General features: G+C 43.8%; 17 protein-coding genes. 9 read left to right on the top strand and 8 right to left on the bottom strand.

Going from position 1 to position 21,766, the window contains the following annotated elements:
• Positions 1-18 precede the first annotated feature (18 nt).
• The 3 genes from G493_RS0106920 to G493_RS0106910 form a co-directional block, all read right to left on the bottom strand.
• On the bottom strand, positions 19-696 hold the full coding sequence (locus G493_RS0106920) for a M15 family metallopeptidase (protein WP_051309087.1): 678 nt from the start codon (positions 694-696) through the stop codon (positions 19-21).
• On the bottom strand, positions 689-1,276 hold the full coding sequence (locus G493_RS0106915; protein WP_035273866.1) for a transglutaminase-like domain-containing protein: 588 nt from the start codon (positions 1,274-1,276) through the stop codon (positions 689-691). Before G493_RS0106915 ends, G493_RS0106920 begins: the two co-directional genes overlap by 8 nt.
• A gap of 242 nt (positions 1,277-1,518) precedes the next feature.
• The gene (locus G493_RS0106910; protein WP_028579788.1) at positions 1,519-2,994 is read right to left on the bottom strand and encodes a glycosyltransferase; all 1,476 of its coding nucleotides are present in this window, start codon (positions 2,992-2,994) and stop codon (positions 1,519-1,521) included.
• Between the two features lie 1,496 nt (positions 2,995-4,490).
• Here G493_RS0106910 and G493_RS0106900 point away from each other — a divergent pair.
• From G493_RS0106900 to G493_RS0106850, 9 genes are all read left to right on the top strand, one after another.
• Positions 4,491-6,188, top strand: coding sequence for a DVUA0089 family protein (locus tag G493_RS0106900; RefSeq protein WP_153306447.1), 1,698 nt, complete (start codon positions 4,491-4,493; stop codon positions 6,186-6,188).
• 283 nt (positions 6,189-6,471) lie between these two features.
• Positions 6,472-7,017, top strand: a complete 546-nt coding sequence (locus G493_RS0106895; protein ID WP_028579786.1) for an RNA 2'-phosphotransferase — start codon at positions 6,472-6,474, stop codon at positions 7,015-7,017.
• 85 nt (positions 7,018-7,102) lie between these two features.
• The gene (locus G493_RS0106890) at positions 7,103-7,432 is read left to right on the top strand and encodes a hypothetical protein (protein ID WP_028579785.1); all 330 of its coding nucleotides are present in this window, start codon (positions 7,103-7,105) and stop codon (positions 7,430-7,432) included.
• Between the two features lie 938 nt (positions 7,433-8,370).
• On the top strand, positions 8,371-9,423 hold the full coding sequence (locus G493_RS31890; RefSeq protein ID WP_161629802.1) for a GGDEF domain-containing protein: 1,053 nt from the start codon (positions 8,371-8,373) through the stop codon (positions 9,421-9,423).
• Between the two features lie 587 nt (positions 9,424-10,010).
• The gene (locus tag G493_RS0106870) at positions 10,011-10,721 is read left to right on the top strand and encodes a response regulator transcription factor (RefSeq protein ID WP_028579783.1); all 711 of its coding nucleotides are present in this window, start codon (positions 10,011-10,013) and stop codon (positions 10,719-10,721) included.
• 35 nt (positions 10,722-10,756) lie between these two features.
• The gene (locus tag G493_RS0106865; RefSeq protein ID WP_028579782.1) at positions 10,757-12,415 is read left to right on the top strand and encodes a FecR domain-containing protein; all 1,659 of its coding nucleotides are present in this window, start codon (positions 10,757-10,759) and stop codon (positions 12,413-12,415) included.
• Positions 12,416-12,735: 320 nt separating this feature from the next.
• Entirely contained in the window at positions 12,736-15,171 is a 2,436-nt protein-coding gene (locus G493_RS0106860; RefSeq protein WP_161629801.1) for an intermembrane phospholipid transport protein YdbH family protein, read from the top strand.
• 67 nt (positions 15,172-15,238) lie between these two features.
• Positions 15,239-15,436 (top strand): YnbE family lipoprotein, encoded by a 198-nt coding sequence (locus G493_RS28200; RefSeq protein ID WP_035273863.1) that lies wholly within the window; start codon positions 15,239-15,241, stop codon positions 15,434-15,436.
• A gap of 11 nt (positions 15,437-15,447) precedes the next feature.
• Complete coding sequence (locus tag G493_RS0106850; protein WP_028579780.1) at positions 15,448-15,771, top strand: YdbL family protein; 324 nt, start codon at positions 15,448-15,450, stop codon at positions 15,769-15,771.
• 236 nt (positions 15,772-16,007) lie between these two features.
• Here the strand turns inward: G493_RS0106850 and G493_RS0106845 are convergent, their stop codons facing one another.
• From G493_RS0106845 to G493_RS0106825, 5 genes are all read right to left on the bottom strand, one after another.
• A complete protein-coding gene (locus G493_RS0106845; RefSeq protein ID WP_028579779.1) occupies positions 16,008-17,705 on the bottom strand; it encodes an ABC1 kinase family protein in 1,698 nt (565 codons plus the stop codon).
• Positions 17,706-17,714: 9 nt separating this feature from the next.
• Positions 17,715-18,029 carry a phasin family protein gene (locus G493_RS0106840; RefSeq protein ID WP_028579778.1) on the bottom strand — a complete coding sequence of 105 codons (315 nt, stop codon included), beginning with the start codon at positions 18,027-18,029 and terminating at the stop codon, positions 17,715-17,717.
• A 38-nt stretch (positions 18,030-18,067) separates the two neighbouring features.
• Complete coding sequence (locus tag G493_RS28195) at positions 18,068-18,436, bottom strand: RapZ C-terminal domain-containing protein (protein ID WP_051309085.1); 369 nt, start codon at positions 18,434-18,436, stop codon at positions 18,068-18,070.
• 185 nt (positions 18,437-18,621) lie between these two features.
• Entirely contained in the window at positions 18,622-20,403 is a 1,782-nt protein-coding gene (locus tag G493_RS28190) for a chloride channel protein (protein WP_035273861.1), read from the bottom strand.
• A complete protein-coding gene (locus G493_RS0106825) occupies positions 20,388-21,587 on the bottom strand; it encodes a deoxyguanosinetriphosphate triphosphohydrolase family protein (protein WP_028579777.1) in 1,200 nt (399 codons plus the stop codon). The genes G493_RS28190 and G493_RS0106825 overlap by 16 nt, the downstream gene beginning before the upstream one ends.
• Positions 21,588-21,766: the final 179 nt, after the last annotated feature.

Below are 21,766 nucleotides of genomic sequence, written 5' to 3'. Positions count from 1 at the left end.
CGATACGGAAGATAGTTCCTATTCAATTATTGGGTATGTACGACGAGTTGTTTGCTTGTCGAGCCCATTGAAAAGCCACCATTCAAAGCCCAAGGGGATAAACCCGGCCTGCTGCATGATCTCTGCTAGTAACTTCCTGTTAGTGCTTTGCTTGGCAGAGATCTCGATTCCTATTTTTTTCTTTGCATATTGCCAATACAGCTCAACTCTTGTTTTTTTAAAAGGGGTTGGTCCCATGTCCAGTTCAACACCTCGTTCATCAACAACGGTAATATCAACTGCAATACCATAATTGTGCATGGATCCCTTTTGCGGATGAGCGACATATCGTTCAAATGGTGTCCCCTTCATTTTGTCATACATAGCCTGAGATACAGATCTTGGTCTGGCGGCATCCAATATCTGCAGCGAGTAGCCCGGATATTTTGCCTTTACCAATTTTTGAGCCATGGAGAGTTTTTCAGCGACCTCTTTTCGCAGATAAGCTTTTTGCAATCCGTTATAATAATCTTCGTGAAAAAAGTTTTTCCCAGGGTCCGAGTTAACAAGGTCGACTTGAATACTCGAATCAATATCTGCCACATTTACAAGCCCTGCCATAATGAACTTCTCTTCAATCTCATTTCCCAGCACACTGTTCACTTGAAAGAGTAGTAACAATACACACGACAGGAGTCCTATTGGGTATTTACTCACCCCATTCTCCTATTGCTACATCAGGAAGATTGTGAAAAACTTCAAGGTATGTTTCAGATTGTTCGAGAACCTCTATAACCACAGGAAGAGGTTGCGGCCAAACACCCTGAATATTGCATTCCCCTACCGAATCGAGTGAAAATGCCAGCTGTTCTCGAGGCGGACAAAACTGGGCATCAACTCCTGGTTTGTTGCCACGGGCATCAACTCGGTACCAGCCGTACTGTTCTAGAAACACACCATTTAGACCGTGCAGACAAAACAAAGATCCATCTGGCTCAACTGTCAATCTCTGATAGCATAAACCTGCCGGGATATGATTAGCTCGCAACAATGCTGCCAGTAAATGACTTTTGGCATAACAATACCCTGTTCTATGTTGCAAGACTTCAGAGGCTTTAACGGTTACAGGATTACGTTCATAATCCTTGCTATGTTGAATGTGGTCACGAACAAAAACAAAGCATGATTCGGCAATTTCTTCATTTGAGCTACATTGAACAGCCAAATCCTGAGCCTGCTGAACAATCTCAGGATGATGCCAATCTATATATTTACTTGATTCCAGATATGCTTTCATGAATGACTCAATGAGCACAGGTGTAAACTAACAACCTGTGGATGTTGAAATGTTAACAGATGAAGAAAGAATACTAAAAAATCAGGGTCGCTGAACATAATGACTATCCAATATTACCCAGGGTATCGGTCCGTTCTCATGCCAGTTTCAATATTTCAATGCTTGCCGTATAGATTCCCTTGAAACAGGTATGGGAATGACTTGAGGGACCAACAAGATTGGATATTTTTTTTAAGCGGCCCTTAGTCTACGCGCAAAAGGTGCAGACGTTCCGGGGCGAGAAAATCTTCCAGAAGAACACGACCGTCAAGACATTCAATTCGGCCGGGAGCTGTACCAGCTAGTTCGCTGTAAAGACAATAAAGTTGCTTACCGTAACTCTCCAGACTAAATTTATCAAGGATAACATCTCGATTTTTAACAACAATCTGAGATTTGCAGGGTTCAGGAGTTAATTTTTCAGGAAGTAATTGGCTGCAATCCTGCGGTGATGCTGCAAGATGCCGAATTATTTGCTCCTGAAGTAGTTCATCTAATCTACCAAAATCCACACAATCATTATGAACCCAGGCAGCAAGTGTTCTTTGGCAATCCTCCTTGCCCGGGGAGCGTCCGTAAGCAGCCATATATTGTGTTAATCCCTTCCAGGCCGCAGCATGCAACTCTTTTTTCCCTATCCATTCTAAAGGTACATCAAGGCGATGATATACGTGGGGCAATTCCAGTCCTTTTTCCACAAATTCGTACGTGATCTCAGCAAGATTTCGGCCATAAACTGGTCGGTCCACAAGCCAGGGCTCAAGAAATGCCATACCAAAGCCCTCTGCAACACTGGTGGTAACAAGTCCCCTGGATTGTCTGAGGACGTCATAAAAAGGACAGCCTTCCAATACACCCTTTTCAAACTCTACAGGCAGGTCAAGTTCCCTGGCGATTTTCACCCATTTCTCATAACGTGTCCTTTCTGTGGGATTCTCTGGACCCAAGGTTGTGGCAAAGCTATTTCCTTTTTCAGCTACAGTAGCCCACAAAAGGAACTCGCCAATATTTTTCCTGCGTATCGCCCTGGTGGGATAAACCCACAAAGAAACATCAGAACAAGGTGATATGTCTTCATCACAGCACCTGGCATCAATGTGTACTGGATTGGCAAGCAAATGGATATGCGCCTCATCGGCACCAGCTGCCTGCAGATAACAATAATCACGGGTATTAAGGACCGCATAATGGATGTGATCAGACCAGGGATACAAAGATGCAGAAAGATTTGCGACCCTCCCACTGCCTATTTCAGCAAGCATTGCACGGTAATTTCCTGGCCGTCCGTCTTCGGCAAAATCGTGGATGTGCAGTAAAAGAGGATAGCCCTCCTCGGCCAGTTTACAAAGCGCTCCGGGCAGAGCAAGATTTTTTCCCAAACTATGATTATGGGTATGCCAGATATCCGGCGGACCTCCCAATGCAGCTGATGCAGCCCTGACCATCTCATCTGCCAGAATATCAGATGACACCTTGGGACGATGAAGTTCATACTGCAACCCTGGAACAACGACGGTTTTACATGGAAATGGTATATCGGGAGCTTTACCCGTCACCACGACTACGGAAACAGAGGCATTGACAAGACTATTGACACAATGCTCAATTATTCGGGTAACACCACCTTTTTGCAGATGATAATGTACCAGGGCAACACGCAGGTCTGATTTATCCCCCAATGGTATAGCTCCCCCTATAAATAATTGTGTGCGAGTTTATACAGCGTAAGGTTCGGAAACGTATAACTCTCCAAAAATTGCATGGGACATTGGCTTCTTCTCATAACCTCTTTCAGTGATGCCATACGTCAATATTTGATCCATAAACAATTACGGGAATGAATTGATAGACCAACACGATTAAACATTATTTCTCAGGTTAAGGTATTTTCAGAAAATCTCTGCAAACCCATATAGTTGACATTGCAAACATTATTTTTCTAATAATACCACAAATATGGAAAAAAGAGCTTCCTTCGACAGACTTTTAGGCCCGCATATCACAAAGGGACAGTACACATCATCAGGCTAAAGAAGTCCAAACTCTATATAAAAAATATTTCCAGTTCGATGTATACGATGCCTGCCTGGCACTGAACCTCTCATCTTCCCCCCAAAATCCCATTTTATCACAAATCCCCAAATGCGTAATTTACGCTTTTCAGACAAAGGCATACTTTAGTCCCTTCTACGCTATAGCTTACCTGCTCGTGAAAAGGATCTCCAGAATAATCATTAGCGTAACTGATTACGGGGTTAACAACATTAACATTTCAATTAGTTCTGAGTTGTAACTGGTCACAGGTGCTTCAAATTTGGGCAAACCCGATTTTTCGCAGGCAAGCGAAAACTCCGGTGACTATCTATGCGGGAAACCGCGGTCGTGCAAAGATATAAGCGACCAGCGGGAGACTTCGTGGAGTACCTGTTATCAGTTACGTCATTCTCATTTAGGAACACTTCCCATATTGACTGCCCAGCTTTTAACCTTGTGCACAATTTTCAGGAAACTTCAGATATAAGTAGTCAAATAAAAAAAATCAATTCCCACTGAATTAATACAATAGAATACAATGATCGCCTAAAAACAATTTGTTTATTTACCCAAGAGCAATAATAGCAATTCTTACATATAACACAAAAACACAACTGCAATCAAAATATCAACACAACTGCATAAAATCATCATACAATTTACCAATACAAGACCGTTTACCAATGCATGAAACTTCTTCGCATAAGATATTGGCAGTTGGATACTGTTTATGGTATAGACGACTGTTATAAATTGTTACCTTCCTGTTGTATTCCTCTAAGAAAACCGCAGTAAAGAGCAATTATCCTTTGATACCAACGCTTACAGGGCATGCTCGTCAATTACAGATCTTGCCCTGAAGTGAGAAGTTGAGAACTATATCAAAGTCACACCCCTGCTTTGTTATTAAACATTCTTCAATCAGCACAGACCAGATTCAACCTATAGTTTTTTACATAGGGTTCCTGCTGCCAGGCCCGAATAGGATCTTGGGATGTCGAGACTGTAGTCGAATAACCCCGTTAGGAGTAAAAAAGTGAAATCGGCCCCAAACAATCACCTTGCATACCTCATCCCCATCCTCTTTATCTGTATTTTCGGATTCTTGAGCTCTGCCAATGCTTTGGAATGGGAGGTCAATATGGAAATACGATCTAGTGTCAAGACACGAAATCAACAGTACAAAGAACAGGTTATTAATGAAATTAATCAAGATAACGTGTTAGCAGCAATACAAGACAACAGACTCACAATGTCAGGTAGTGACAGTCTCACACAGCTACGCACCGCTCTTTTTGACAACTCTTCGAAAATGGCAACTTTTCTAGGAGGCCCTGTAAATTTGCGTTTAACACTGCCACAATCAGCCAAAGAATTTACTCTGCAATTAGAAGCAAGAAACACTACAGGATACAAATGGGAAGTTTTGAACAGCGGAACACTTCGCCAGAAGGACAATAGCACAGTTCGCTTTAAACCACGATACCAGGCATATGGATCGCCCTCTATCCAGACGTTTGTTTTTCAGCCAAACAGCATTGATGAACAGGAGATCCAACTCATCTACCACCGACCTTTCGAAAAGGGCTCTCAATTCAAGTCAACCTTGTCACTCAAGGTAGATGCCGGTATGGAAACAGTGGAGATCAGTGACCCGACGCCCTCAACACCAGAGCAGCGAAGTTCTGCTGACCTGGTCGATACAAAACAACACAGCTACTCCGAGCTTGACACAAAAAAATCACTCCCTTCCTCCTGGGATTGGCGCACCAACGGAATTGTCCCACCAGTCAGGGATCAAGGCTCATGCGGCAGCTGCTGGAGCTTTGGTACAGTTGGTATCATGGAATCAGCTGTACGTAAGGCCGGGGGACCATTAACTGATCTTTCTGAGCAATTTCTCATAAACTGCAACCGCGACGACTGGGGGTGCGATGGAGGTTGGACGGCCAATAAATATCATTACAATGTACTGGGAAGCAATCAAAATGCAGCTGGAGCTGTCATGGAATCGATCTTGCCATATGCGGCAGCAAAGCAATCCTGTAATGTCTCCTATCCTCACCCCTACAAACTGAACAACTGGCAATTCGTCACCGGGTCTGAACAGACAATGCCTACCGTTACACAGATAAAAAATGCCATTTATACATATGGGCCTGTCACAGCTGGGGTATGTGTTGACAATGGATGGTACAGTTATACTGGAGGAGTATATATCCCGTACTATAATGCTTGTTATGGTTACACAAATCATCAGATCATATTGGTAGGCTGGAACGACTCCACCCAAAGCTGGATTCTTCGTAACAGTTGGGGGCCAAACTGGGGGGTCAAAGGATACATGAATATACGTTGGGACTCCCTGGGGACCACCTCCAGAGTTGGTGAAGGGACCTCATGGGTCCGCCACCCAACCATTGGCGGCACCAGTCAGGTATCTTTTTCCCACATCACCTCACTTCTGTTAAAAAACGCAGACACACCTTCAACAGGAAATTCCTGCCTGAGCACAATAGCTGTCGGTGATTCAGAAAGCGACTCTTGGAATGCCACATGTTTCTCAACGCACAGGAGCGGTAGCTATGCAAAATATTTCACATTTTCCGTCTCTTCTTCTACTAGTGTACAAATTGACCTTACCTCATCAATAGATACTTACCTCTATCTGCTCAACGGAGAAGGAAAGACCGGCTCTGTTATTGAATCAGATGATGATGGCGGAACAACAGGTTATAACTCACAAATCACCCGTACACTCTCAGCAGGGACATACACTATTGAAGCGACAACCTATTCCTCTTCAACCGCTGGACCTTTCACAGTTTCTGTACAGTAGTGTATTTGCAGATAAATAACTCAACAGGAGGGTGCCCCCTTGCGCATCCTCTTCTGTGGATTCAAACAATGTGCTACGTTATTTATTAAATCTCAAGCCTCTGAGTTAGCTTGTTTTGCCCACTTCGAAAGTTGAACTAATAATCACCACAATTACAACAGGTTAAACTTTTTCATACAGCCAATCTCATATGTACAATAGAGCAAAAAATAATTTTGGGGTCGTAAAAAATAGGACACCATGCACTTGCGAAGACTATCCATCGAGCCAGCAGGACCAATTTATGAATGACAATATTGTAAAAGCAAGCAAATATTTAAGCCTTTTGCTTCGGCATAAGCCAGAGATAATCGGCCTTTCGCTTGACCTAGAGGGATGGGCCAAAATCGAGGATATTGTACGTCTCACAAATCAGAATGGTACATCGCTAACCAAGAAGCTTATAGAAAAAATCACTGCTACAAGCGACAAAAAACGCTTTATTATCAGTGATGATGGTACCAGGATAAGAGCAAATCAAGGTCATTCTATTACGGTGGATCTTAACCTCAGGCCTAAGAATCCTCCGGAGATACTTTTCCACGGAACAGCAACCAGATTCCTTGATTCGATTTTGCAGCAAGGTCTTATAAAAGAAAATCGGCAGTATGTGCACCTTTCGCCAGATAGAAATACTGCCCTGAAAGTTGGCCAGCGTCATGGCAAGCCTGTCATTTTGAGCATTGCAGCACAAGAGATGCATGTTTCTGGTTTTGTTTTCTTCCTTTCAGCCAATGGCATATGGCTTACCGAGCATGTCCCAACCAAATTTTTAACGGCATTACCATAAGGTCTAACTTACTGCCTGTAGCAAACAGCCAGAAACTCCGCATTTTTATGTCCAGGATAAATGAAATCACCTCTCTGATCTAAAAATGAAAACCGTAGCCCCAGGAAAAGCTTTAGTTTTTGCAACCACAGGAACAATTTTTAACGTCCTTCATAAGAAAATTGGTGGGCATGCATCAGGTGGAAGGTATTCGGATCCACATACATGGACAGAAATGAGGGATCTGGCGCCACAATTTATTGGATTATTTATAATTATTTTTCTAGCTGTTTATTTTTACGACTCATTGTCTTCAAGAAAGACGTTAATTTGTCCTCAATGCGAAAGGCCTTTCGACTCGTATAAAAAGAATATCGATTCGAAGTGTTCAGCCTGTGGAATTGAAGGTGTACCTATTAAAAAATACTATAAGTAAGAAACGAACCACAGTCTTATCGTTGTTTGGACAAGCCTGGCCTATCCTAACGAAAAATATATACGTCGTTGAAGTTGTGTCGTCAGCAACAAGGAGTAGATTATACAAACTTTAAGATTGCCATTAAAAATATTAATATCCATCCTGATCGTCTGAATTTATTATTTCTCCCATCTTTTACATTACCTACCTCAAATTAAAATTTTCTCCAGTTCGAAAATAGTGTTTAGGAAATATTTCAACTTATTATACCAGAAGGAAGACTTTCGATGTAATATCGAATGAAGATGAGCAGATAATCTGAAGGGGAGGCATAAGCATGACGATGTTATTTAATCCGCAGACTGGTACAGTGGCAACCGAGGAAGAATGGCATGAAATGTTTTTGCAATCATCCCTCGAAGAGTGGGGGTGGTGAAAACTTTGAAGAGACAAATTTAATTCAGTCATCTTTAACAGCGCAGGAGTTTGGGTGGAAGTGGATTGATAACCATCCCGCGGCTATAACCAATGAGCCTCGCAGGATCTTGTTCAGGTTCAATTGTACAAAAGCAGTTGATAATTGGGATTTGATACCTGATGAGAGAGACAAGCGATGTTATACTAAATCAAGGTATTATTTTAGCCACTTCTGCAGACTCCTCATAACGGAACCCAAGGTATTGCCCGCTATCCGGTAATTGGAAAAAAGATAAAAGACCTAGTGTATAATCGCAATGTCTTAGCGTGCTATTTTTTGTGTTTTGTGCACAGAGTTCTTTATATCCCTGTCAAGATTGACAAAAGTCATTTCCGGTATAGCCAAATCACAAAATATCAAATGCAATAATTTGTCTATGTCTCCACTAATTTCGACTAAATGGTTCTCTTTGTCGTATAAGAAGTGCATTGATAGTGTACAATGTATTTTTTACCTTTCATCAGATGAAATTAGCGATTTGCAAGAATATCGGCGGGCTCAATTACTTAATTTCTTTTTACCTTTGATGGCAGCTGTCCTTCTCATTGCAAGTTACTTTAATGTTGTGACATTTCGCTTCTATATGGTTGCCTGCATAGAAGCTGGCTTAGGTATAATTTCCCTGGTTGCCTGGTTCTGGTTCAGAAAGACGCTGGATCCTGTCATTCCAGGTTGGACGGTCTCCACAATTACAGGCTTCATTACCATCATGCTACTCCTCTATACGCAAGGACAGAGGGACAGCTATGCCCTGACCATTATCTATCCACTCATTGCATATCCCATTCATGGTGTTAGAAAAGGCAGCCTGGCATATGCTTTGTATCTCTTGATAGTTATTGGCACAATTCTTTACGGCACCCTGCACTGGCCGTTTGTGTCCGCGTCATCCTCCCTTTTTAATATGCTTGTCGTACTTCTCATGGGTGGCGGCATAATTCTCTATAATGAAATTGTGAAAGAGGAGGCTGTCCAAAAAGCCCATGATGTATCCATGTGTGATCCTTTAACGGGAATCTGGAACCGAACCATGTTTGAAGAACTTCTAGATAGGGAAATTGAGCATTGCCGGCGTTATCATCGACCATTTACGCTTATCATGTGTGATCTCGACCATTTCAAAAGAGTGAATGATCTTTATGGTCATCAAACAGGCGATAAGGTACTGCAGGAATTTGTATCCATAATAAAGCAACGCAAACGGTCTGTTGATCATTTTTCAAGATGGGGCGGAGAAGAATTTATGCTTATTTTGCCCAATACGGAGTTGGCAGATGCAGAAAAATTCGCGATGTCTCTGATACAGCAAGTGCGTAATTTTAGATTCTCAGGAGCCGGCAAGTTGACGGTTAGTATGGGAATAGGAGAATTCGATAGCAGCCATGATCGCAATGCTTTTTTCAAAGAGGTGGATCAGGCTCTGTATAAAGCCAAGCAAATGGGACGAGACAGGTACTGTAACAACGAATGCTGCCCAGAAGAGTTCTCAGGACCATCTATTTTACCGACTTTCAATTCGGGCCAGTATTGACTCTGTTTGCAAGTGGATATATGTTCAATTTTTCTCAAACAACCACAATTCTCACGCCCTTAAACATTTTTGCATGTGAAAACTCCCCCCCCAAAAAAAAGGAGTAAATCCCAAGAACTCCACAGAATAATCCCCCTCATCCAGATGCCACCCCACCCTTTCCCTGGCAGATTTCGGATGTTTATTTCATTGAAAAAAAACAAAAAATTCTGTTTTTTTTGTAGAGAGCAACAGAAATCAAGTATACTCGTTTATGAAAAGGCTCTTCATTTGCCAATGTGTCTCAAGCCTCGCCACCATGTAGTACAGCCTTAATTGAGGTTGCCAGAATATTGATCGTAGCGAAACCGACAGTTCATTTTTTGTGATACTGTTCTGTTTGTAACATTGTATTTAAACAAGTACAGGAGATAATGCCTGTGCGGCCCCATTTTCGGGTTATGCGCCTAAAAGTGCACCGATATATCCACAGGATCCTGATATCATTAGCTTCATTTGGTTATTGATAGCATCTGCCTGACCTTTCAATCTCCAGAATTTGATGCGCAGGCGACCACGGCAAGATACATCTGCACCTGGTAACAAATATGAATGAACAACTCAATTGTACAATACTCCTTTTTGAAGACGACCCCGTCACCTCCACCATGCTGAAGACCTTTTTCCAAAAACAGGGAGCAATGGTGGTACATGCTGACAGCGGAAAGAACGCCTTACAGATAATCGAAGATACAGCGCCTGATATTCTTATTTTAGATATAATCATGCCATACAAAGATGGCTTTACTATTATAAAAGAGTTGCGAGAGGTAAATAACGATCTACCGGTGCTTTTTCTCACTGATAAAAGCAGGGTCGATGACAAGGTAAAAGGTCTAGAGCTGGGTGCAGATGACTACATCCCCAAACCATTCAGCCTGCGGGAATTACATGCCAGAGTTAAGGCTCAGTTGCGTCGTCTGGAACGTACTACTTTGCCATCCCAAACAAAGAGGGTGCAGGTTGGCCCGCTTACCATTGACCCCGAAACACGAGAGATCTTTATCACAGAAAACAATCCTCTCAAATTAACCAAAACCGAATTTGATCTTTTCTATTATCTTGCTGCACGGCAAACACACGTTGTCAGCCACGGGGAACTCCTGCAAGAGGTGCTTGGATATGAACCAACGGTGGAAACCAAATCGCTGGTTATGCATATTGCCAATATCCGGCGCAAACTGGAAAAGGCACGCCCAGGTATGATTGAAATCGCAGCGGTTGTCGGAGTTGGATATAAACTGACACCATTGCCTTAAATACATCTCATATCCCATCTGCCGGGGAGAATACAATGCAGGTTTTTCATGCCCGAATGTCAAGAAAAAAGATAATTGTTTTTTCCTTTATGTTGTGCATGCTTCTTACCGCGAGTCAAACCAGTCACGCAGTGGAACAGCTCATCCCAATATATGTGCATGCAGGCACAAACCTGATCCACATGGCAAGAGATTATTGTTATTCCAAAAATTCCTGGAAGATCATAGCCCGCATTAACAAACTCAAGCCTCCCTATCTCATCAAAAAGGATACTTCTCTGCAAATTCCCCTTTCTCTCTTAATTGCCGAACCACTACAGGCACAAATTACCCACAAGGTCGGTACAGTTTCCATTCAACATAAACAAATTCAAGGGAACAGCCTCAACGCGTACCATTTAAAAGCAGGAGACGCATTAATAACCGGAGATGACGGCTATGCACATCTCCTCTTCCCTAATAACAGATCAGCCCGAGTTGATGCCAATTCCCGGGTAACACTCAATTACCTTATTCGGCTGACGGACGGCAGTGTTAAAATCGATTACGCTGTCGAAAAGGGGGCGGTGACAAATACGGTGACAAAGCGGCTTAAAAACAATGACAGTCATCGAACAAGAACGCCAACCGCCATAACCGGCATACGGGGTACAGAATATCGCCTTAAGACAAGCGAGACAGACAGCAGTATAGAAACACTGAGCGGGCTGGTTGCAGTACAAGCAGGCAACAGTTCAATACTTTTGCCTGACGGCCAAGGAACAAAAATATCAAAAGGCAAAAGACCTGACCCTCCGAAGCCTCTGCCTCCTCCACCGGCAATAGGCCAATATGATGCTGTTCAAAAAACGCTGCCGGTGCGGTTGCCCGCCCCCAGATCGGACGAATCCAAGTTCTACACCCTCCGGTTGAGTTCAGATCTGGAAGGTGCCAGGACCTTAGCCAAAATAAACGCTCCGCCCGGCTCTACCTTTGTCATACCTGATCTTGCTGACGGCCACTACAACATACTGCTTACTGGTACCGATAATGAAGGATTCGAAAGCATCCCCTCAGGACCATATCCACTCCAGCTGCGGACCATTCCTGTTGCTCCGGTAATTTCTACTCCTGAAACTCATATGACCACTTGGGAATCCCAAGTCACGGTGCAGTGGCTTGAGGACAAAACCGTGGCCCAATACCATTGCCAGCTTGCTAAAAACAGCAAGTTTACAGATATAATAGAGGAAAAAAACTGCACAGGAACAAAGTATCAGTCACCAGTGCTTGATATCGGCAACTATTATTTTCAGGTGCAGGCTATTGCCGATGATGGTTTTCGCACCTTCTACTCTTCCCCTATACACTGGACCATTGCGAAAAAGCCTGAAATAGAGCAAGCAACATTTGAGTCGTCCTCTGTCATTACCCTTAACTGGCCCAGCATGGGAGATGATTGTCGTTACGATATTCAGATTGCTGAAGACAGTCAGTTCAAGCAGCTTCTTATTGAACAAAAAGCCCTCAGCACGCATTCTTACAACATTTCGACACCTCTTTTACCTGGAAAATATATGATCAGGGTTCGAGGAAATTTTAAAGGAACAAGCACTCCATGGACACCGCCGCAACAACTTACCATCGAACAACCTCCCCCTGGCTGGCAAGAAATGCTCATGGGTATAGTTACCATTGGCATCATTGTTTTGTAGAATCGTGACAAACCCTTGATAGCCAGAACGTCTTACGAGTATATTTTGCAGTAGCGCAGTGCCCCAGGAGGCTGCCTGAGAATGCCCTTTTCCCGGCCAGGTGTTATTGTAGAAAAAACAATCGCCTGTAAGAGTCTTCGCTAACCAAATAGACAATGCAACATCTCTAGGTCCGATGTGATACTATATACAAATCAACTATTAAGCCGCAATAGATACGTTCTCCTGTTGCAATGAAAAAATTCTTTCGCATACTTTTTCTGTTTCTACTCATATCTCTATGTATGGTGTTCGCTAGAGTTCCGCTCCTCGAATTTATAGTGCCCCTGTATGTCAACAGGGCAACGCCACACAACCTAGAGATGCACCTTGAGACAGTCTCCCTTAATCACCTTCTCCTCCGGAATCTGAAACTGTCTGTAACTACAGACAAAGGCCCCATCAATGTTAAGGCCGAAAATGTATCAGCCATATATTCCCCTGACACCCTCAAGCAAAAATCTATACATGAGCTTCATATCGGCACATTACAAATATCTCTCCCCAGTACACCTCAAGAGCCTCAAAGCAGAGATACGTTTACTCATTCCTCAATACCACAACTTGTGGAGAAAATACTGGAAGTACTGGGTACCAATTTTCCAGTGCAACGCATTCGTATTGATCAATTATCGATACATGGTCTGCCATATACCGAAGTTACCCAGCAACTGATAACATTTCAGCTGCACGACAGCCAAGTACAGCGAAAAATTGAAATTGGGGCAGGCCTCAAAAATGCTGGACGATTCAAATGTACCATCCGTGCACCAGCAAAAAAAACCAAGGAAATCGAAGTCATAGCGACACTTGCCGCTCCAGGTATCCAAGAGCAAACAGCTTACCTGAACCTAACTCCCGCGGCCTTAAAGGCTGAAGCACATATATCCCTTCAAGATATCACACCTTTTCTTACCCTTACCTCTCAGGAATCGGTCAAAGGATCTCTTGATTTCCAAGGCCAGGCAACCTGGGACAATAGTCTGGACTTTTCCATGGGCTGTGCAATCAGAAACATGAGTATACATCAGAACACTCTAAGTTCTTTTACAGTAACAGCTGAGGGTAAGTACGAAGAATCCGAAAAACTGATTCTCTTCCCCGGGAGCCATATGGAAGCAGGCAGCATGCAAAGCGAATCCTCCTCCTTTGATGGCCTGCAGATAGGGCTGGCAGGAGAATACTATTGGCAGGAGCAAGACTGGTCATTGGCATTTGCTCCAGATATGCAGTGGAAAATCAACAACATAAAAACTAAAGAAACAAACATTGCTCACGTTGTAATGCAGCCACGCCAATTTTCCATGAGCAGAAAAGCCAGAGATATTGTCAAATTTGAGGCGATTCTGGATACAGTATCCGGCAAGGGGCTTGATCTGAAAAGCATCTCCATCCCCGAAATAACAATACACCCGAAAAATCCTCTGCAACTCACTGTTGAACAGGCAAAATGGATGCTGGCTCCCCTGGGAATACAACTTTCTCCTCTGACAATCCATCATAACAAGACACGAGCATCTCTGAAGCAGGCAGAGCTTACTATCAACCTGCTCGAACAATCTGGCAAAAATTTGGCTTATGAGATCAGGAGTCGTGTTGCAGATGCCAAGGTGCAATTTTCAGAATATGCCATACCTTTTCGTACTGTAGAGACAGAAATTGCTTCCTCGAAAGATATCGTTACAGGGACAATACTACTTAACACAGGTGGTCCAGAAGACCTGATAACACTCCATTTGCAACATAATATGCATACCGGGAAAGGTCATATCAACGGTACCACCACCCATAGTTTTCAGGGATCAAACTCCCTGCAAAAACTCATCAAAGGAAAGCAAATCCCCTTTGATCTGACAGGGGGGCAGGCAGCATGTACGTTCTCCACTGTGTGGGGAGTTGGTGACACACCAGAGACAACTGTTGAATTGAACATAAAAAATGGAGCAGGCTCTATCCTTGGTTTCCCATACACAGGGCTGAATGCTGAAGAAAAATTCCAGTTTGGGAAAATACTTCGCACACCGGAACCAGGCACATTAAGTATAGAACAATTACATATGCTTGTGCCCCTGGAACAGGTTCAGGTCACCACCGTTATTGATAACCGAGAGCAATCAGCTCTCCCTGCAGTCATTTTTCAAGAAGTATCAGCCAAGACTCTCGGGGGAAAAATTCAGGCCGCCCCCTTTACACTCTCGCTCACAGAAAAGAGTAATGATACAACTCTCTATTTCAATGACATAAATCTTGCCTCACTTATCAGTTATTTCAAGGCACAGGGGCTGGAAGTAGAAGGAACAGTCTCTGGGCACCTGCCCGTTCAACAAACGTCGGAAGGTTTCGTTGTAAATGAAGGCGAGGTTCATGGCATCGGAAACCAAGGTGTTATTCGTTATCAGCCCCCCGACACAGGACAACAAAGTAAATATACAGAAATGGTTCTGCGGGCTTTGCAGGAATTCTATTATACATTACTGCAGGCCACAGTGACCTACCATCCAGACGGTAATCTGCTGGTGGAGATACAACTTCAGGGAAAAAGTCCACATTTATCTGAAACCAGACCTGTACATTTGAATATCCATACAGAACAAAATCTTCTTTCGCTTCTGCGAAGCGTCCAGTACAATAATAAAGTCACTTCCGACCTGGATAAAGAGCTCCAGCATTCGCTCAAGGCCGGATCCCATAAACAGAGGGAGACTGAGCGTAAATAGTCACCAGCCGTTTCAGTATCCTCAGAGTAATTCATTTCCATGTGCCTTCATGTCCCAAGGAGCCATTATGAATAAACCTCCCTATGCTTTTTTGTTTTTGTTGTCCTTTTTTCTTATCCTCGGAGGCTGTACCCCAAGGGTGGAAGTCGCTCCTCCGGAAAAGCCAATTACCATCAACCTTAATGTGAATATCAAACATGAGATTCAGGTGAAGGTTGAAAAAGATTTGGAACAAGTACTCAGTGAAGATAGTGGATTGTTTTAAGGAGCCCTTTTATGAAAAAAATATTTCTCTATTTTTTAGTTACCCTGTTCTTCAGTTCGGCATCTATTTTTGCTATGGACCTGCAAAATGCCAAACAGAAAGGTTTGGTAGGCGAAACTCCCAGCGGATACCTTCAGAGTGTTAAACCTGGAAACGGCGAAGTTGATAAACTCGTACAATCAATTAACGCAGCTCGAAAAAAACAGTATCAGGAAATTGCCCAAAAAAGGAATACATCTCTTCAGGCAGTGGAAAAGCTTGCTGGAAAAACAGCCATTGAAAAGACCCCTGCGGGTCAATTCATCCATATCAATGGCAAGTGGATGAAGAAGTAAAAGCATCGCCCATGTATTCTGCAACTATTTCATGGGACATGTGCTGAGAACTCTGCCAGTAATTGATTGCGAGGAGTACATCTCGTTAATTTCATTTCCCACAGAACTTCAACAGGTCTCAGGTGTTTCAATTATGGACAATCGTGGTTTTTCGTTATAGCCCATCTATGCGGAAAAGTGATATTGTCCGAAGATGAAGTACCTGAGCCCAGTTACTTCTGCGATTGTCTCGCTTTCTACATACGTCCATGCCGAAGGATGGACAGCAGCAACCAGAAGCCCATAACTCCGGCCACAAGAAAACCAATGATGCCGATAAGCGGTATATCGTGCCAGCGAGGGGGTATATCTGAAAGAACAATCAGTGAGCTACCAATAATAAGGGCGGCCAGTACTATGGAATATGCGATGCGATTGGACACCCTATCCAAGGTCTTGCGGAGAGATTGTAAGCCCAGATGCTCAAATTCAACCTTCATCTTGCCGGTTCGCAATAATTTGAGGATACTCAATACTTCATCAGGCATCTCCCGCAACAGCTGAACATAGGACTCGGATGTGTCCAGTATATCTTCCGTAATTCTTCTGGGATCCATGCGACCAAGTTGAATTTTTCGCATGAACGGTTTGGCAAGAAGTATTAATTGCAGGTCCGGATCCAGCATCAGCCCAACACCTTCAACTGTGCTGAGGGCTTTCATCATCAAATACATGCTGGGCCTGAAAGATAACTTGTGTCTTGAAATCAAATCCAGCATGTCCTGAAGGAGTTTGGCAGCTTTTATCTCGCCTAAAGGACGGTAGAGGTACAGATCGATGAGTCCCGCAAGATCGCGACTGAGAAGCTCCCGGTCCACTTCTCCCTGTTGAATGGTAATGGCAAGAATACCGTTGAGGATTTTACGTTCATCACCAGAAACCAGACTCAGGACGAGATTGGCAAACACCTCCCGGTCCCGCAATGACAGACGTCCCATCTGACCAAAATCAATGAAACTGATCACGTTACCCGGCAGGATAAAAATATTTCCCGGGTGAGGGTCGGCATGAAAAAAACCATGCACGAAAATCTGCTCCATCACCAGATTCGCCCCACGTCTGGCCAATAGCGAAAGATCACAATCCATATCCTTCAACTTCTGCAAGTGGGAGCACTTCACACCGGCTATATATTCCATAACCAGAATACGTTCTGTGCTCAAGTGGGGATAAACTTTGGGGACAAGAATGGTGTTGTTTCCCTCAAATTGACGGCTGAATCGTTGTATGTTCGCCAGTTCCGTATTGAAATCTATTTCCCTGCTCAGTCCCCTTGCAAATTCTTCAACAATATCAGAGGGACTATGCCCCTGGAACTCTTCAAGGTATTGTTCCATGAGACTGGCCAGATGAGCAAGAATCTCCAGATCGACAGCTATGACCTGGTCGATCTTTGGCCGTTGCACCTTCACAACTACCTCTTCACCGCTGTCCAGACGAGCAAAGTGTACCTGGCCTATGGATGCTGCTGCCAGTGGTTCAGATTCAAATGACAAAAAAAACTCTTCAGGATTTTTCCCCAACTCTTCCTGGAAAATTTCTTTGACAGCCTCCGAAGCAAAGGGAGGGATGTCGTCCTGAAGTTTTGTCAGTTCATGAACGTATGACGCGGGAATAAGGTCGGGCCTGGTGGAAAGCAGCTGGCCAAGTTTGATGAAGGTGGGCCCAAGCTCTTCAAAGACCAGTCGCAATCGTTCTGGCCGGGAAAAACGGGTGATTTGCTCACGAGGTTTTCGGTTGATCATCTGCAGACCAGATTCAAGATACTGATCTATGTGCAAACGATCAACCAGGTCTTCAAAACCGTATTTGAAAAGGACGCGTAATATCCGGTGATACCGGTTTAAATGACGATATGTACGTCCAATGGCCCCAAGTTTTCGGATACTGAACATCGTCCAGAATCAGGATTCGTCGCTACTGTTTTTATTCAGGGCAACCTGTAGTTCGGCAATCTGCCTACGCAACTCCTGCACCTCATCTGCGGTGGCCAGGTTAAGCTGCTTCACTTTTTCTTCAACCCGTTTGTTCAGCCACAACTCAAATTGTTCCTTTGCCTGTTCAGATTTTTTTACCAGGTCATCAACAAACTGTTTTCCTTCTTCCTGACTCATTTTACCCTTTTCGATCAGGTCAGTTTTAATGTCCTCAATCTTTTCCTTGGTGAGAAAGGCTGCTCCCAGACCGGCATACACAACATTTTTAAATAGTTCTTTCATACGATCCTCCTCACATGTTTGTGGGATTACATGATTTGTTATTCCTTGTCCATATCCCGGTGATATGCTTCCAAGGGAAAAGGATTTTCATCTAAAAATCTTCTAAGGTGCTCAACAACAGCGACACTTCTATGTTTACCTCCAGTACAGCCTATTGCTACAGTAAACTGCTCCCTTTCCCTGGAAGCGTGTTCTTGCAGAAGAAAGTCCAGAAACGGCTCCAGGTACTCAAGAAAATGGCGTCCACTTTCGTTACCCAGGGCATATAGAGCGACCCTGGGGTCGCAGCCACTGTGGGGCTTGAGTTCCGGGACCCAATAGGGATTAGGGAGAAAGCGCACATCAATGACCATGTCCGCCTCAGGAAAACCATGTTTGTAGCCAAAAGAAAAAAGAGTAATCTTCACAGAGTACCTCATATTGCTGCTCACGGAGATGTATAAAGATATTATACATCAAGGGAACATAATCAACAGCTATAATAAGATTTTCCTATTTATTGACAGGAAGGAAAATGTAAAAAAAAGAGCACCTTTCCGGTGCTCTTTTACAAATTCCTCATTTGATGTTTACTCCTATATGAGGCATATGCTCAGGTCGCTGAACATAACATACGGATGGATTCAGCCTTTTCGTTAATACCCCGGTTGAGCATTTCATGGTTATACGCTGCTATTACATCCTGTCGTCTGAGCATACCGAGCACCCACGGTTCTTCATGGGATTCCACCACAGGGATTTCATCAATCCCCTTAATATCGAAAAGCTGCATGGCTTCGTAACAGGTTGCGTCAGGGGTCAGCATGATCACATCTCTAGTACAGATGGCACCTACCAGGTAACAGACCCGCTGTTCTTCATCGTGGAGTATTGTCTTGACATCCTGCATGGAAACAACACCTACCATGAGCCCCTTATGGTTTACCACGGGAAAATAAAAACTGTCTTTTGCAAAACGAAATAACTCTAGAAGATGATTTATATTTGCATTCTCACTGATAAAATCAACGTCTTCAATAATAGCTTTACCAACACGGATGGATTTCATGATAGCCACTTCTCTTCCTTGATGGATATCAATACCCTGACGTGTAAAATCGACTGTATCAATTGAGTCTGAATAAAATCTGGTTGCAGTCATGGTACCGATGACAGCGGTCATCATAACAGGGATGATGATCATGTAATTTCCTGTCATTTCAAACAGGAGAAAAATCGCAGTCAGGGGAGCATGGGTTGAAGCCGCCATAAAAGCACCGATACCGACAGTTGCATATGCTCCGGGATCGGCTGTCAGACCGGGAAACCAGTTATGAACCACGCCACCATATGCCCCGCCGATAACGGCGCCAATAAACAGCGAGGGAGCAAAAACGCCTCCTGCGCCCCCTGAACCCAGGGTTATGGCTGTGCCTATGGACTTAAGGAAGATCAATACAAACATCAGCCAGACAACACCATGACCTGTTAAAGTCTTTTCAATGTAGCCATAGCCATCCCCCATAATCTGTGGGAAGAAAATCCCTATGCATCCTACAAGAAAAGCTCCCAGTATTGGTTTAGCCTGCGGATGCAATGGGAGGTTTTGAAACTTATCCCTCACATAATAAAAAAAACGAATATGAATAACTGCAAGAATTCCAACAAGAAAGGCCATTATTGCATACAATGGCAACTCAACAAAATAATTTACAATCTGGTAGTCAGGAATAGGAAAAGCGGGAACCTGCCCATAATAGGCCCTGGAAACAACAGTGGAAAGCGCAGAAGAAATGACAAGTGCGGAAAAAGATGAAATTTCATAGGTACCAAGGAGAACAATTTCAGCGGCAAAAAAAATGCCTGCCAGCGGCGCATTAAAAATACCTGCTATTCCTCCTGCGCAGCCTGCTGCGATGTAAACCTTCATACGCTTACCGCTAACACGGAAGCGTTGCCCTACTTGTGAACCGACCGCCCCTCCAATCTGCGCGATGGGCCCCTCCACACCTGCCGAATTACCGGAACCAATGGTGAGAGCCGTTGCCACAATTTTAATAAAAATATTGCGTGCACGGATAACTCCATTTTCCAGATTTACCCGACGCAAGAAGGCAGGGAGACCATAGCCGTTAACTTTTCCGGGAAAAAGCAGGGATAAAGGAATAAGGCCAACTGCACCAGCCATGGGTAATAAAGGGATAAGCAGACAACGCCACCCTCCCTGTTCAATGCCAAGGAGATTATACCCTCCGACAAAAACGACCTCATGCACCAGTTCCACAGCCTCTCTGAAGGCAATAATGGAAAATCCTGACATCACGCCTATAAAGGCAGCTATGGTAATCATTCTCGCCTGCTCACCCGGGAGCAGTAGCTTCAATTTTGCACGCATAGCCGCTCCGGAACATCGCACCCGATCTCTCGGGCCTTACGCAGGAAAAATTTATCTGTCATTCCCGCGAGATAATCACGGACCAACTCTACACAATTGTGCTCCTGTCTGTATTGTTTGGACATGGAGCGGAGAAAACGGCCTGTTTCTCCAGTTTCTTCTTCGTTCATTGCTTGTCGTAAAAAATAGTCGAACAACTGCTCATAGCAACGATGGATTTTGACAAAATCCGGCTTGAACGCTGCATTAGTATATATATTCTGGTAATTAAATCTTTTCAGTTCCAAAAGCTGAGTCGCCACAGCCTCACTGAAACCGATAAAATCCCGTTCACCTGCTTGTGTTCTTGCGGTCCGAACATGGGTGCTATTGCAGATCAGGTCCGTTACCAAGGTATGAACAATGGTCCCGTTCGTTGTCCCCAATACAGACGCGCAGGAAGTGGGAATATCTTTTCTGGAAATGAAACCAAGTTCTATGGCATCTTCTATATCCCTGCCGATATAGGCTATGGTATCAGCGAGCCGTACAACACATCCTTCCAGGGTCATGGGATAAAGCTGCAAGCTGGGATTGTCGGCTTTGTCTTTCAATTCACAGTCAAACAATGCAAAATTTTTCTCGCGGTCTGGACGTAACCGGGTCACATTTACTTCACCATCATGGCACAAAATCCCATCAAGAACCTGAAGACTTAAATTCCAGCCCGTGCCTTTACGCTCAAAGCGATCGAGAAACTGAATCGACTGTACATTATGTTGAAAAGACGGAAGCCCATGTAGCCTACAGATCTTTGAGAGAATACGTTCCCCTTCGTGACCAAAGGGCGGGTGACCAATATCGTGTCCTAGGGCAATGCTTTCAATGAGATCTTCATTAAGCGCAAGAAATCTGCCAATGGTTCGCGAAATGCGGGCAACAAGTTGCACATGAAGCACCCGGTGACTGATATGATCATTTTCTATGAGAGAAAAGACCTGGGTTTTATCAATGTATCTGGAATACGATTTGGAATGCAGAATACGATCAGCATCCATGGCAAAATTCTGTCGATATCCAGGACGCTTCTCTTCACGTCGACGGAGGGATTCCCTGTTGCAACAGGCCAAGCCGCTCAAAATCTCCTGTTCCTGAGAATCCAACTGCTGTCTAATTTTTTCAACAATGCTTTCCTGTGAGAACACAACACAACGCCATCATAAAATCTTTATCCAAAAAACGGCACTATACCAGAATCTGTTAAAGGGCCAAACAATTTCTACGGGAAGTTAATAATATAGGTGTTTTTCGGTGAAAAAATTTTCCCCAGGCAAAATATACATGTGAAAAAAACGACAAAAACCGGCTCCCCCATTTACATCTG

The sequence above is a fragment of the Desulfogranum japonicum DSM 18378 genome, assembly GCF_000429945.1.
GTDB lineage: Bacteria > Desulfobacterota > Desulfobulbia > Desulfobulbales > Desulfobulbaceae > Desulfogranum > Desulfogranum japonicum.
This window is presented reverse-complemented; position numbering and strand designations above follow the sequence as displayed.

Bases quoted from the DNA above. Each gene is read 5' to 3' on its own strand.
- G493_RS0106915 (WP_035273866.1), bottom strand. From the start codon at position 1,276: ATGAAAGCATATCTGGAATCAAGTAAATATATAGATTGGCATCATCCT.
- G493_RS0106890 (WP_028579785.1), top strand. From the start codon at position 7,103: ATGAAAACCGTAGCCCCAGGAAAAGCTTTAGTTTTTGCAACCACAGGA.
- G493_RS28190 (WP_035273861.1), bottom strand. From the start codon at position 20,403: ATGCGTGCAAAATTGAAGCTACTGCTCCCGGGTGAGCAGGCGAGAATG.
- G493_RS0106870 (WP_028579783.1), top strand. From the start codon at position 10,011: ATGAATGAACAACTCAATTGTACAATACTCCTTTTTGAAGACGACCCC.
- G493_RS0106850 (WP_028579780.1), top strand. From the start codon at position 15,448: ATGAAAAAAATATTTCTCTATTTTTTAGTTACCCTGTTCTTCAGTTCG.
- G493_RS0106900 (WP_153306447.1), top strand. From the start codon at position 4,491: ATGGAAATACGATCTAGTGTCAAGACACGAAATCAACAGTACAAAGAA.
- G493_RS28200 (WP_035273863.1), top strand. From the start codon at position 15,239: ATGAATAAACCTCCCTATGCTTTTTTGTTTTTGTTGTCCTTTTTTCTT.
- G493_RS0106840 (WP_028579778.1), bottom strand. From the start codon at position 18,029: ATGAAAGAACTATTTAAAAATGTTGTGTATGCCGGTCTGGGAGCAGCC.
- G493_RS0106865 (WP_028579782.1), top strand. From the start codon at position 10,757: ATGCAGGTTTTTCATGCCCGAATGTCAAGAAAAAAGATAATTGTTTTT.
- G493_RS0106895 (WP_028579786.1), top strand. From the start codon at position 6,472: ATGAATGACAATATTGTAAAAGCAAGCAAATATTTAAGCCTTTTGCTT.
- G493_RS0106845 (WP_028579779.1), bottom strand. From the start codon at position 17,705: ATGTTCAGTATCCGAAAACTTGGGGCCATTGGACGTACATATCGTCAT.